This is a genomic window from Roseomonas aerilata DSM 19363 (genome assembly GCF_000711725.1).
Lineage (GTDB): Bacteria > Pseudomonadota > Alphaproteobacteria > Acetobacterales > Acetobacteraceae > Roseomonas > Roseomonas aerilata.
On sequence record NZ_JONP01000005.1, the window covers coordinates 184,780 to 198,430 of the forward strand.

The window sequence follows — 13,651 nt, forward strand, 5'->3', positions numbered from 1 at the left end:
GCCGAGGCGGTTCCGCCACGCGCGGCCGCGGCGCCACCGACAGCGGGCGCCGCGTCTACGGCTCGTGTTGGAGGTGACGAGCCTCCGGCTCGCGCTGGGGTGGTTGATCTCGGGTCCAACTCGGTCCGCCTCGTCATCTTTGAGGGCTTGGGGCGCAACCCCTCGACGATCTTCAACGAGAAGGCCGTGCTCGGGCTCGGGCGCGGCCTGCACTCGACCGGCCGGCTCAACGCCGAAGCCGTCGAGGGCGCGCTGACCATCATGGGCCGCTACCTCGCCATCGCCCGCGCCATGGGCGCGAGCCCGATCGAGGTGCTGGCCACCGCCGCCATGCGCGACGCCGCCAATGGCCCCGCCTTCGCCGAGGCGCTGCGCGCGCGCATGCCCGGCGTGCCGCTCCGCATCCTCTCCGGAGAGGAGGAGGCGGCGATGTCCTCGGACGGTGTCCTGCTCGGTGTGCCGGGCGCGGACGGCATCCTCGGCGACATTGGCGGCGGCAGCCTGGAGCTGGTGGACCTTTCGGCCGGGCGCGCCGCCGCCTCGGTCAGCCTGCCGCTCGGCGTCATCCGATTGGCCGAGCAGTCCGGAAACGATCCCACCCGCGCCCGTGCCATCGCCGAGGCTGCGCTCTCGGCCGTGCCCTGGCTCGGGCGAGGGCAGGGGAGGGACCTCTATCTCGTCGGCGGCGCCTGGCGGGCGCTGGCGAAGATCCACATCGTCCAGACCGGCTACCCGCTTTCCATCGTGCATCACTACGTGCTCCGCCGGGACGAGGCGCGCGACCTCTGCGCCGCCGTGATCGCGGCGGGGGAGCGTTCGGGCCGCCTGCCGGGAGCGCCGGCCAAGCGCGCGGCGGACCTGCCTTATGCCGCCGTCGCGCTGCGCCGCCTGCTGCGGCTGACCGGCGCGCGGCGCGTGGTGTTCTCGGCGAACGGACTGCGGGAGGGCTGGTACTCCCGCCTGCTGAGCGACGCGACGCGGGCCCAGGACCCGCTGCTCGCGGTAGGAACGGAACTCGCCGCTCGCTTCGGCCGCGACCCCACCCTGTCCGCGGCCCTCGCGGCCTGGACCGCGCCCCTCTTTCCCGAGGAGACGCCGGTCGAGGCGGCGCTGCGCCGCACCGCCTGCCAGCTCTCCGACGTCGGCAGCCACGACCACCCGGATTACCGCGCGGAGCAGGCCTTCCTCCGCGTGCTGCGCCAGCCCGGCGTGGGGCTCGACCACCACGCCCGCGCCTTCCTCGCCCTCGTCACCGCGCTCCGCTACGACGCCGCCGACCCGGCGGTGGTAGCGCCCGCCCGCGCCCTGCTCGGCCCCGCCGTGCAGCAGCGGGCAGAGCGGATCGCGGCCGCCCTGCGCCTCGCCTACACCCTCTCGGGCGGCACGCTCGCGCTGCTGGCGGGCACCTCGCTCGCCATCAGCGGGCAGCGGCTCACGCTTCGGCTCGTCGAGGGTAGCGGCGTCTTCGCGGGGGAGGGCGTGCAGCGCCGGGTGGAGGCGCTGGCCGCCGCCATGGGGATGGAGGCGGTCGTGAGGTTGGCCCCACGCCAGCAACCGGTCTGAGCGCCGCGCCGGCCCCTTCATCACGCGCGCGTGCGCAGGGCTATTGGCGGGGATCTGGCGCTGGCGCCCGCCCTGCCTCCGGTGCAGGTTCGCACCGATGCTTCGGGGGAATCCTGTTCCGGCTCTGACCAAGGCCGCCGGCAGGCCGGCGCGTGCCCTCGGGGTGCGCGCGCGGCTGCTGCTGCTCATGCTTGCGGCGGTGCTGCCGGTGCTGGTTTTTGCCGGCCTCGTGCTCTGGCGCTTCGCCGAAGCGCAGCGCGGCATCGTCGAGCGCTCTCTCATCGTCCGCGCGGAGGGGCTGGCCCGCGTGGTCGATTCGGAATTCGAATCGCTCTCCTCGACGCTTCGCGCCATCGCCGGCACCACCGCCTTCCAGGCCGGGAACCTCGATGCGGTGCGTGAGCACATGCTCGCGGTCGGGCGCGACATCGGCTCCCAGGTCACGCTGCGCGACGAGGGTGGAAACCTCCTCCTGCACACCGTCATCCCGCGCGGACGGGAGGAGGGCCAGTCCCCGCCGCGCCCGGGCTGGCTGGAGCTGGTCGCCGCGGGTGGCGGCCGCCTTGTCGTGACGGACCTCTTCACCGGGGCCTCCAGCGGGGCACAGATCTACGGCGTGCTGCTCCCCGTCATCGACGGGGCCGGCAGGCACCTGCTCATCGGCGCCGCCTTCCGCGCGGACCTCCTGATGGAGCGCCTGCGCCTCTCCCTGCCCGATCCGGGCTGGCGAATCCTGGTGGTGGACCGGAGCCACCGTATCGTTGCGGGCACCACGGTGCCCGATGGCGCCCTCGGCGCCGATGCAGGGCCGCGCTTCCGGGAGGGCACGACCGGCGTCTGGCGGGACCGGCGGCCCGACGGGACGCCGATCGTCTTCGCCCATGCGCGCACCGCCGCCGGCTGGGACGTGGGTGTCAGCCTCGCGGCCGAGCTGGTGGACGCGCCGGTGCGCCGCGCCGTCTGGGCGCTGGCTGCGGTAGGTGCGCTGCTGCTCGCCTGCGCCGTGCTGCTCGCCCTCATCGCGGCCCGCCGGATCGCCCGCGCGATGGGCGCACTGGCCGAGGCCGCCGCGGTGCTCGGCCAGGGCCGCCCGGTCCCGCCCATCCAGACCCCGCTGCGCGAGGCGAACATGGTGGGCGCGGCGCTTTCCCGCGCTGCCAGCACCATCGCTGCGCGCGACGGGGCGCTGCGTGAGCGGGAAGCGCAGCTTGCCCGCACCCAGCGCCTGGCACGGGTGGGCGGGTTCGAGGTGGCGGTGGAGCACCGGCCGGACGGCGAGGTGCGCTTCACCAACTTCCGCTCCCCCGAATACCTCGCGGTGCATGGCCTGCCGCCCGAGGCCGCGGACGAGCCGCACGAAGCCTGGGTGGAACGGATCCACCCCGAGGACCGGGCGCGCGTGACCGAGGAGTTCATGGCGGCGGTCGGGGGCGGCGGTCCCGACTACCTCTCCGAGTACCGGGTCGCGACCCCCGAGGGGGAGACGCGCTGGATCTCGGCGCTGGCCGAGGTGCAGCGGGACGCGCTCGGCCGGGCCCTGCGCTTCAGGGGCGTGCACGTGGACCTCTCGGCCTTGCGCCGGGCCGAGGCGCGACTGGCCGAGAACCGCGCGGCCCTCGCCGCCGCCGAGGAGCGCCTTCGCCTAGCCGTGGAGGCGGGTGGGCTGGTCGCCTTCGACGTGGAGGTCGCCTCCGGGCGGGGCGTCTTCTCGCCCGGCCACTTCGCCCTTCTCGGCCAGCCCGCGCCCACGAATGGCTGCGCCGACCTCGCCTCCTGGGAGGCGGCGATCCATCCGGAGGACCGGGCCGGGGTGCGCGCCGCCTGGAAGCGGATGCTCATCGGCGGTGGGGCGGTGACGGTCGAGCACCGCGTGCTCGTCCCCGCGGGCGAGCGTTGGATCTCGGCCACCGGACGCCTTCTCGCCGGGAACTCCCTCGGAGCATCCCTTAGGGCATCCCCTGGAGCATCCCCTAGGGCCTCGCCCAGCCCGCAGCTGCCGGGCGGCGTCCGCTGCGTCGGCGTCTATGCCGACATCACCGGGCGCCGCACCGCCCAGGCCGTGCTGGAGGAGCGGGTGAGGGAGGCGGTGGCCTCCGCCGAGGCCGCCCAGGCCCAGCTCGCCCAGGCCCACAAGATGGAGGCCCTGGGCCAGCTGACCGGCGGGGTGGCGCACGACTTCAACAACCTCCTCCAGGTCGTCGCCTCGGGCGCGGCGCTGCTGGGCAAGCGAGAGGCCGTGAGGGCCGATCCCGGCGCGCGGCGCCTGCTGGACGGCATGGTGGGCGCTGCCGAGCGGGGGGCCGCGCTCACCCGCCGCATGCTCGCCTTCGCGCGGCGGCAGGAGCTGAGAATGGGCGCGGTGGATACGGCGGCCCTCATTCTCGCGCTCCGCGACATCCTCGCCCGCAGCATCGGCCCCGCGACGCCGCTCGAGATCGAGCTGCCCGACGACCTCTGGTGGGTGCTGGCCGACCCGAACCAGCTGGAGCTCGCCATCCTGAACCTCTGCGTCAACGCGCGCGACGCCATGGCCCCGGAGCGCTGCCCGGGCGGGCGCGTGAGGGTGACGGCGCGCAACGCCCCCGCCGGGCCGCGCGGGGGCCTCGTGGGGGCCGGCGACATGCCGCCGGGCGGCGACTGCCTTGTCATCCTCGTCTCCGATGACGGGGCAGGGATGGACGCCGAGACCCTCGCGCGCGCCACCGAACCCTTCTTCACCACCAAGGGGGTCGGGCGGGGCACCGGTCTCGGCCTCTCCATGGTCCACGGCCTCTGCGCCCAGTCGGGCGGGGCGCTGCGGTTGGTGAGCGCGCCGAGCCAGGGAACCACGGCCGAGATCTGGCTGCCCCGTGCCGAGCCCGGCTCCGAGGCCGCGCCCGCGCCGATCGCGCTCCCCTCCGCGCTGCCGGCCGCGCGGCGCCTTTCGGTGCTGCTGGTGGACGACGACCCGCTGGTCCTGGCGAGCAATGCCGCGCTTCTCGCGGATCTCGGCCACACCGCGCGCGAGGTGGAATCGGCCGCGGCCGCGCTGGAGGCGCTCGCCGCCGGCCCGGTGCCCGACCTCGTGATCACCGACCACGCCATGCCCGGCATGACCGGGGCGGAACTGGCCGCGCGGCTCGCCGCGTTGCATCCGGGCCTGCCCGTGATCCTCGCCACCGGCTACGCCGACCTGGCGGTGGGCGAGGCGCCCGAGGTGCCCCGGCTGGACAAGCCTTTCGGCCGCGACGCGCTCGCCGCCGCCCTGGCTGCGGCCACGGGCGCGGCGCGGCGCATCGAATAAAGCCGCGGGGCGGCGCCCACTGTGCGGCTCACGCCTTGTTGCGCCGCAACATGCTTGGCCGGGCGGCCGCGGGCTGCGATCCCCGTTCGGCCTTTCCGATAAGCCGGAGCTGGGAACCATGAGCGCCAAAGACCGTTGCTCGGCCATGCGCCCCATCGCCCTGTACCACGTGAACCCACTCCTGCTCGGCCCGCTTTCGGAATGGGGGCCCGAGTTGGAGAGGGTGGCGGCCCTCGGGTTCGGGGGCGTCTGCCTGCCGCCGCCGCTCTCTCCCGGCCGCTCAGGCCACCTGCTGGAGGTGGCGGACCATGATCGTCCCCACCCGCTGCTTGACGCGGGAACGGACGGCACCGCCGCCATCGCCGCCATCGCCGGGGCCTGCCGCGCGGCAGGGCTTGAACTCTGGCTGGACCTCGAGCCGCTGCATGTCGCGAGCGACGGCGCACTCGCCGCCATCCACCCCGACTGGTTCCACGACGTGGAGGCCCAGTTGCCCGATCCGCGCGGCGGAGCCGTGCGCCTCGGCCTCGCGCGCCTCGACCTGTCGCGGGAGGGGGCGCTGGGCTTCTGGACCTCCCGGCTGGCGGAGTGGGTCTCGGCCGGCGTGTCCGGCTTCCGCGCCATCCGCCCGGCCGAGGTGCTGCCGGCGGTCTGGGGGCGGCTGATCCGTGCCTCAAGCGGAGCGGGCTTCATCGCCTGGAACACGGGCATGCCCTGGCACGAGGCGGCGGCCCTGCGCGGCGCCGGCTTCGGTTGGCTCGCCTCCTCGCTGGCCTGGTGGAACGGGCGCGACGCCTGGTTCATGGCAGAGCGCGAGGCGCTGGGCGGTCCCCTCATCGGCTTCCCGGAGGCGCCCTTCGAGAGCCGTGCCGCGGTGGAGGAGGGTGACGAGACGGCACGCTCGCGGGCGGCCGCCCTCTCGCTGCGCCTCGCCGCCACGCTCTGCGATGCGTTGCTCGTGCCGCAGGGCTTCGAGTACGGCGCGCGCCGCCCCTCCAACCCCGCCCAGGACCGGCCGGGCGACTGGGCCTGGCTGCGCGAGAACGCGCCCTACGACCTCTCCGCCGAGGTGCGGGAGGCGACGGCGCTCGCCGCCGCCCTCGCGCCATTGTCCGGCGCCCCGCTGCGCTCGCTGAGCGGGTCGGGCGCGCCGGTGCTCGCGGTGGTGCGCTCGGCGGAAGATCCGCGCATGGCGGGTTCGGCCACGCTCGTGATCGCCAATACCGACCGCCATGCCGCGGCAACGCTCGCGCCCGAGACGGTGCTGCCAGGCATCGGCGGCGGGCCTGCGCCCTTCCTCGGCGCCGACGGGCAGCCGTTGGTGCCCGGCGTCCACCTCGCGCTGCCGCCGGGCGAGGTGCGGGTGATGCAGGCCGGCCGCGCCAGCCCGGTGATCCGCCTGCCCGCCTCCCGCATGCCTCCGGAGCAGGGCGTTGCCCTTCCGCGCATCGGGATCGAGGCGGTGACGCCGCTGGTCGATGGCGGCCGCTTCCCGGTGAAGCGCACGGTGGGTGAGGTGATCACCGTGGAGGCCGACATCGTCGCCGACACCCACGCCACCTTCGGCGTCGCCCTTCTCTGGCGCACGGCGGACGAGAAGGGCTGGCGCGAGGTGCGGATGCGGCCGCTCGGCAACGACCGCTGGACCGCGAGCTTCCCGCTGGAGCGGATGGGCCGCTACGTCTTCGCGGTGGAGGCCTGGCTTGATGTCTTCGCGGGCTATCGCGACGAGCTGTCGAAGAAGCACGCGGCCGGCGTGCCTGTCACGCTGGAACTGGAGGAGGGCCGCCGGCTGGTCGCGAAGGCCGCTGGCCGCATCGGCGCCACCAAGCGCCCGCTGAACCTTCTCGCCAAGACGCTCGAGACGGCCTCCGAATCCGAGCGGCTTGCCCTTCTCCTCTCGCCGGAGACGGCGGGGCTGATGGCGCTGGCGGATGACCGGCCGCATCGCGTGCGCCAGAACCCGCCCGGCAGCGTGGAGGCGGAGCGCATCGCCGCCCGCTTCGCCAGCTGGTACGAGATCTTCCCCCGCAGCCAGTCCGGCAGCGAGGACCGCCACGGCACGCTGGACGACGTGATCCGCCAGCTTCCGCGCGTGAAGGCCATGGGCTTCGACGTGCTCTACTTCCCGCCCATCCACCCGATCGGGCGCAAGAACCGCAAGGGCCGCAACAACACGCTAACGCCCGGCCCCGACGACGTGGGCAGCCCCTACGCCATCGGCTCGGAGGAGGGCGGGCACGACGCGCTGCACCCCGCGCTCGGCACCATCGAGGACTTCCACCGGCTGCGCGACGCCGCCTACGCGCACAACCTCGAACTTGCGCTCGACTTCGCCATCCAGTGCGCCCCGGACCACCCGTGGCTGAAGGAGCACCCGGAGTGGTTCGACTGGCGCCCGGACGGTACGATCAAATACGCCGAGAATCCGCCGAAGAAGTACGAGGACATCGTCAACGTCGACTTCTACGCGGAAGGCGCCAAGCCCTCGCTCTGGGTCGCGCTCTACCAGGCCGTGAAATTCTGGGTGGAGCAGGGGGTGAAGATCTTCCGGGTGGACAACCCGCATACCAAGCCGCTTCCCTTCTGGGAGTGGATGATCGGCGAGATCCGCGCCGACCATCCCGACGTGCTCTTCCTATCGGAGGCCTTCACTCGGCCTAAGGTGATGTACCGGCTGGCGAAGGCCGGCTTCACCCAGTCCTACACCTACTTCACCTGGCGCGAGACGAAGGAGGAGATGGCGGAGTACCTGACGGAGCTGAGCACCACGGCGCCGCGCGACTTCTTCCGCCCGAACTTCTTCGTCAACACACCCGACATCAACCCGCGCCACTTGCAGACCGGCGGCCGGCCGATGCACCTCGTGCGCGCGGCGCTGGCCTCCACGCTGTCCGGCCTCTGGGGTGTTTATCAAGGCTTCGAGCTCTGCGAGGCGACGCCGCTGCCGGGCAAGGAGGAGTATCTGGACAGCGAGAAGTACCAGATCCGCGTCTGGCCGGACCGCCGCCCGGGTGACATCGTGGACGAGGTCACGCGCCTGAACCTCGTCCGCCGCGCCAACCCGGCGCTGCAGACCCATCTCGGCGTGACCTTCCTTACCGCCTTCAACGACAACGTGCTCTTCTACGAGAAGGCAACGCCGGACCGCTCCAACGTCATCCTGGTGGCCGTCTCGATGGATCCCTCCACGGTGCAGGATACCGGCTACGAGCTGCCGCTCTGGCGCTTCGGCCTGCCCGACCACGAAGGGCTCGAGGTGGAGGACCTGATGCGCGGCAACCGCTTCGCCCTCTACGGCAAGGCCCAGGCGATGCGCCTCGATCCCGCCGACCTGCCCTTCGCCATCTGGCGCGTGCGCCCCTTCGGCGCCTGAGAGAAACACCCATGCCCGACGATGCCGCCCTGAAGAACGAAGCCCTGCCGAACCACCAGGCCGACCCGCGGGACCCGCAGTGGTACCGCGATGCCGTGATCTACCAGCTCCATGTGAAGTCCTTCTTCGACGCGAACGACGACGGCGTGGGCGACTTCCCGGGGCTGATGGCCAAGCTCGACTACATCGCTGAACTCGGCGTGGACACGCTCTGGCTGCTGCCCTTCTACCCCAGCCCGCGGCGGGACGATGGCTACGACATCGCCGAATACACCGGCGTCCACCCGGATTATGGCTCGGTCGAGGACGCGCAGCGCTTCATCGAGGAGGCGCATCGTCGCGGGCTGCGCGTGATCACCGAACTCGTCATCAACCACACGAGCAACGAGCATCCCTGGTTCCAGGCGGCCCGCAACGCGCCGAAGGGCTCGCCCGAGCGGAACTTCTACGTCTGGTCCGACACGGACGAGATCTACCAGGGCACGCGCATCATCTTCCTCGACACCGAGAAGTCGAACTGGACCTGGGATCCCGTGGCGGGCCAGTACTTCTGGCACCGCTTCTTCTCCCACCAGCCGGACCTCAACTTCGACAACCCGGAGGTGGTGGACCGCGTCCTCGGCGTCATGCGCTTCTGGCTTGACGCCGGCGTGGACGGGTTGCGGCTGGACGCCGTGCCCTACCTCATCGAGCGCGACGGCACCTCCAACGAGAACCTGCCAGAGACGCATGACGTCCTGAAGCTCATCCGCGCGGAGTTGGAGCGCGGCTATGCCGGCGTCGGCAAGATGCTGCTCGCCGAGGCCAATATGTGGCCCGAGGACACGCAGCAGTATTTCGGGGAGGGTGACGAATGCCACATGGCCTTCCATTTCCCGCTCATGCCGCGCATGTACATGGCGATCGCGCAGGAAGACCGCTTCCCGATTACCGATATCCTGCGCCAGACCCCGGACATTCCCGAGGGCTGCCAGTGGGCGATCTTCCTCCGCAACCACGACGAGCTGACGCTCGAGATGGTCACGGACAAGGAGCGCGACTACCTCTGGAATACCTACGCCGCCGACCGCCGCGCGCGCATCAACCTCGGCATCCGCCGCCGCCTCGCGCCCCTGCTGGAGCGTGACCGCCGCCGCATCGAGCTGATGAACGGGTTGCTGATGTCCATGCCCGGCACGCCCGTCATCTACTACGGCGACGAGATCGGCATGGGCGACAACATCTATCTCGGCGACCGTGACGGCGTGCGCACGCCGATGCAGTGGTCGCCCGACCGCAACGGCGGCTTCTCCAAGGCCGATCCCGCGGGGCTCGTGCTGCCGGTCATCCAGGACCCGCTCTACGGCTTCCAGGCCGTGAACGTGGAGGCGCAGGCGCGCGATGCGCACAGCCTGCTCAACTGGATGCGGCGCATGCTCGCCACCCGCAAGCGCAGCCAGGCCTTCGGCCGCGGCTCCATGCGCCTGCTCTATCCCGGCAACCGCAAGGTGCTCGCCTATCTGCGGGAGATGGAGGGAGGCGAATCCATCCTCTGCGTCTTCAACCTCTCGCGCTCGGCGCAGGCGGTGGAGCTCGACCTCGCGCAGCACGCGGGCCGCGTGCCCGTGGAGATGCTCGGCGGCACCGCGTTCCCAGCCATCGGCCAGCTCACCTACCTCCTCACCCTGCCGCCATACGGCTTCTACTGGTTCGTCCTCGCGACGGAGCAGGCCCTGCCGCCCTGGCATGTGAAGGCGCCCGAACCCTTGCCCGACCTCCGCACCATCGTCTTTCCCACCACCGCCACCTCCATGGGCCCGGCCCAGAAGGGTGAGATCGAGCGCGAGGTGCTGCCGGCCTGGCTGCCCAAGCGCCGCTGGTTCGCCTCGAAGGGCGAGACGCTGCAATCGGCGAAGCTGCGCGCGCTCGCGCCCATCCCGGGCGGCATCCACACGCTGCTGGCCGAGATCGAGGTGACGCTGCCGGGCCGCACGGAGCGCTACGCCGTGCCGCTGGCGGCCATGGAGGAGGACGAGGCTCCCGGCCCGCTCGCCCACCAGCTCGCGCTTTCCCGCGTGCGCCAGGGCCGGCGCGTCGGCTACCTGACGGACGCCTTCGCCTCCGACTACTTCGTGCACCGCGTACTCGGCGCGCTGCGCCAGGGCGCGGAGGCGCAGACGGAGGACGGTCCCGTCCGCTTCATCGGCAGCGAGCGGCTGAACGCGATGGATCTCGGTGAGAAGCCCGAGGTGCGCCGCCTGCCGGGCGAGCAGTCCAACTCCTCGATCATCGTCGGCGAGCAGGCGGTGCTGAAGATCCTGCGCAAGCTGGTGACCGGCATCCACCCGGAGGCCGAAGTCACGCGCCACCTGACCGAGGCGGGCTTCGAGAACATCGCGCCGTTGCTGGGCGAGGTCGTTCGCACCGGCCCGGATGGCGTGCCCGTCACGCTGATGCTCGTGCAGGGCTTCGTCCGCAACCAGGGCGACGGCTGGGGCTGGACGCTCGACTGGCTCTCGCGCGCCGCCGACCAGACGGATGACGAGACGGACGCGCTGGCCGGCTACCTCTCCTTTATCGCGGCGCTCGGCAAGCGCCTGGGCGAGTTGCACGCGGCGCTGGCCGCGCCGAGCGACAATCCCGCCTTCTCCCCGGAAGTGGCCGGCGAGGCCTCCCGCACGGCTTGGGCGGAGGGCGCCATCGCGCAGCTCGATCCTGCGCTGGACCTGCTGGAGAAAGCTGATCTGACCGGCGAGGACAAGGCCATGGCGGAGGGGCTGCTCGCCCGCCGCGAGGCGCTGAAGAGGGCCGCCCGCAAGCTCGCGCAATCGGCCGATGGCGCGCTGATGACGCGGGTGCACGGCGACTTCCATCTTGGCCAGGTGCTGGTCGCGCAGGGCGACGCCGTCATCGTGGACTTCGAGGGCGAGCCCGCGCGCACGCTGGAAGAGCGCCGCGCCAAGGGCAGTCCGTTGCGCGACGTCGCGGGCCTGCTGCGGTCCCTCGACTACGCGGCCGCCGCGGCCTCTTCCGCGCTGAGCACGGCGCTACCGGAGCGGCGCGAGACCCTGCTCGCGCGCTTCCGCACCGAGGCCGGCGCGGCCTTCCAGGAGGCGTATCACGAGGCCGAGGCGGCATCCCCCGTGCAGTGGGCGCCCGCCGCCACGCGCGACGCGCTGCTCGACCTCTTCCTGCTGGAGAAGGCCTCCTACGAGCTGCGCTACGAGGCGGCGAACCGCCCCGCCTGGCTCTCCATCCCGCTGCGCGGCCTCTCCGCGCTGGCCGACCGACTGGTGACTGCATGAGCGAGACCCAAGGCGCCATCCAGGCCATCGTCGAGGGCCGCCACGGCGATCCCTTCGCCGTGCTCGGCCGGCACGGCGGCGTGGTGCGGACCTTCCAGCCGGGGGCGCTGAGCGTCGAGGCCGTGCCGGAGGCGGGAGCGCCCGTCGAGCTGGCGCAGGTCCACGACCACGGCTTCTTCGAGGGCGAGGTCCCGCCCGGCCCCTACACGCTCCGCATCGACTGGCGCGGCGGCGTGCAGGAGACGGAGGACCCCTACGCCTTCGGTCCCCTGCTCGGCGACATGGACATCTACCTCTTCGGCGAGGGGCGGCACCACGAGATGGGCCGCGTCTTCGGCGCGCAGGCGATGAGCGTGGACGGCGTGCCCGGCGTGCGCTTCGCCGTCTGGGCGCCGAACGCGCGCCGCGTCTCCGTTGTCGGCGGCTTCAACTCGTGGGACGGGCGGCGCCATCCCATGCGCCTGCGCGGCGCTTCGGGCATCTGGGAACTCTTCATCCCGCGCCTCGTGCCCGGGGAGCACTACAAGTACGAGATCCTCGGCCCGCATGGCGGCGTGCTGCCGCTCAAGGCCGACCCGATTGCCGCCCAGGCCGAACTCGCCCCCGGCACCGCCTCCATCGTCGGCACCCCCGCGCCCTATGGCTGGCGCGACGGCGCCTGGATGGAGCGGCGTGGTGCCGTGCACGACGTGGCCGCGCCGATTGCCATCTACGAGGTGCATCCCGGCTCCTGGTGGCGCGCCGAGGACGGCCATGCCGGCGATTGGGACGGGCTGTCCTCCCGGCTGATCCCCTATGTGAAGGGCATGGGCTTCACCCATGTCGAGTTGCTGCCGATCATGGAGCACCCCTTCGGCGGCTCCTGGGGCTACCAGCCGCTCGGCCTCTTCGCGCCCACCGCCCGCTTCGGCACACCCGAGGGCTTCTCGCGCTTCGTGGACCGCTGCCACGAGGCCGGGATCGGCGTCATCCTCGACTGGGTGCCCGCGCACTTCCCCTCGGACCCGCACGGCCTCGCGCAGTTCGACGGCACGGCGCTCTACGAGCACGCGGACCCGCGGGAGGGATTCCACAAGGACTGGAACACCCTCATCTACAATTTCGGCCGCACGGAGGTGCGCGGCTTCCTCATCGCCTCCGCGCTGCACTGGCTGGAGCATTACCACGTCGATGGGCTGCGCGTGGACGCGGTGGCCTCGATGCTCTACCGCGACTACTCCCGCAACCACGGCGAATGGGTGCCCAACGTCTTCGGCGGCCGCGAAAATCTCGAGGCTGTGGCCTTTCTGAAGGAGCTCAACGAGGCCGTTCGCCACCGCTGCCCCGGTGCCATCATGGTGGCCGAGGAGAGCACGGCCTGGCCCGGCGTCTCGAAGCCCGTGTCGGAGGGCGGCCTTGGCTTCCACTACAAGTGGAACATGGGCTGGATGCACGACACCCTCCACTACATGGAGGAGGACTCGGTCAACCGCCGTTGGCACCACGGCGAGATGACCTTCGGTCTCGTCTACGCCTTTTCGGAGAACTTCGTCCTCCCGCTCTCCCACGACGAGGTCGTGCACGGGAAGGGATCGCTGCTGGGAAAGATGCGCGGCGACGACTGGCAGAAGCGCGCCAATCTTCGCACCTATCTCGCCTTCATGTGGACGCATCCCGGCAAGAAGCTTCTCTTCATGGGGATCGAGCTCGCCCAGCCGACCGAGTGGAACCACGACGCGCAGCTTCCCTGGCACCTGTTGGACGATCCGCGCCACCGCGGCGTGCAGGAGCTGGTGCGTGACCTCAACCGCACCTATCGCGCACTCCCCGCGTTGCATGAGAGGGACGCCGATCCGCAGGGCTTCGCCTGGGTGGTGGGGGACGACAACACGAACAGTGTCTTCGCCTTCCTCCGTTTCGGTGCCGACGGCACGCCGGCCCTCGTGGTCTGCAACATGACGCCTGTCCCGCGGGATGGCTACCGGATCGGTGTGCCGCATGGCGGCCATTGGCGGGAGGTCCTGAACACGGACGCCGCCTCCTATGGCGGTTCCGGCATCGGGAACTATGGCGGGGTGGACGCCACGGAGGAGGGCTCGCATGGCCAGCCCGCATCCCTCATCCTCTCGTTGCCGCCGCTGGCCACCCTGATCCTCTCGCCCTAAG

Annotated in this window: 5 protein-coding genes; all 5 read left to right on the forward strand. The window is 72.0% G+C overall.

Annotated elements, in window-relative coordinates:
• The first annotated feature begins 99 nt into the window (after positions 1 to 99).
• The 5 genes from BO39_RS07985 to glgB all read left to right on the forward strand — a co-directional run bounded on the left by BO39_RS07985 (position 100) and on the right by glgB (position 13,650).
• Entirely contained in the window at positions 100 to 1,563 is a 1,464-nt protein-coding gene (locus BO39_RS07985) for a Ppx/GppA phosphatase family protein (protein WP_052401783.1), read from the forward strand.
• Positions 1,564 to 1,660: 97 nt separating this feature from the next.
• Positions 1,661 to 4,846: a PAS domain-containing protein gene (locus BO39_RS29745; RefSeq protein ID WP_052401785.1), complete on the forward strand. Its 3,186-nt coding sequence runs from the start codon at positions 1,661 to 1,663 to the stop codon at positions 4,844 to 4,846.
• A gap of 118 nt (positions 4,847 to 4,964) precedes the next feature.
• On the forward strand, positions 4,965 to 8,222 hold the full coding sequence (locus BO39_RS07995) for an alpha-1,4-glucan--maltose-1-phosphate maltosyltransferase (RefSeq protein ID WP_084697944.1): 3,258 nt from the start codon (positions 4,965 to 4,967) through the stop codon (positions 8,220 to 8,222).
• 11 nt (positions 8,223 to 8,233) lie between these two features.
• Positions 8,234 to 11,506, forward strand: coding sequence for a maltose alpha-D-glucosyltransferase (gene treS, locus BO39_RS08000; RefSeq protein ID WP_052401787.1), 3,273 nt, complete (start codon positions 8,234 to 8,236; stop codon positions 11,504 to 11,506).
• The gene (glgB, locus tag BO39_RS08005) at positions 11,503 to 13,650 is read left to right on the forward strand and encodes a 1,4-alpha-glucan branching protein GlgB (RefSeq protein WP_043831754.1); all 2,148 of its coding nucleotides are present in this window, start codon (positions 11,503 to 11,505) and stop codon (positions 13,648 to 13,650) included. Before treS ends, glgB begins: the two co-directional genes overlap by 4 nt.
• Position 13,651: the final 1 nt, after the last annotated feature.

Coding starts and splice junctions, on each gene's coding strand:
- treS (WP_052401787.1), top strand. CDS start 8,234: ATGCCCGACGATGCCGCCCTGAAGAACGAAGCCCTGCCGAACCACCAG.
- BO39_RS07995 (WP_084697944.1), top strand. CDS start 4,965: ATGAGCGCCAAAGACCGTTGCTCGGCCATGCGCCCCATCGCCCTGTAC.
- BO39_RS29745 (WP_052401785.1), top strand. CDS start 1,661: ATGCTTCGGGGGAATCCTGTTCCGGCTCTGACCAAGGCCGCCGGCAGG.
- glgB (WP_043831754.1), top strand. CDS start 11,503: ATGAGCGAGACCCAAGGCGCCATCCAGGCCATCGTCGAGGGCCGCCAC.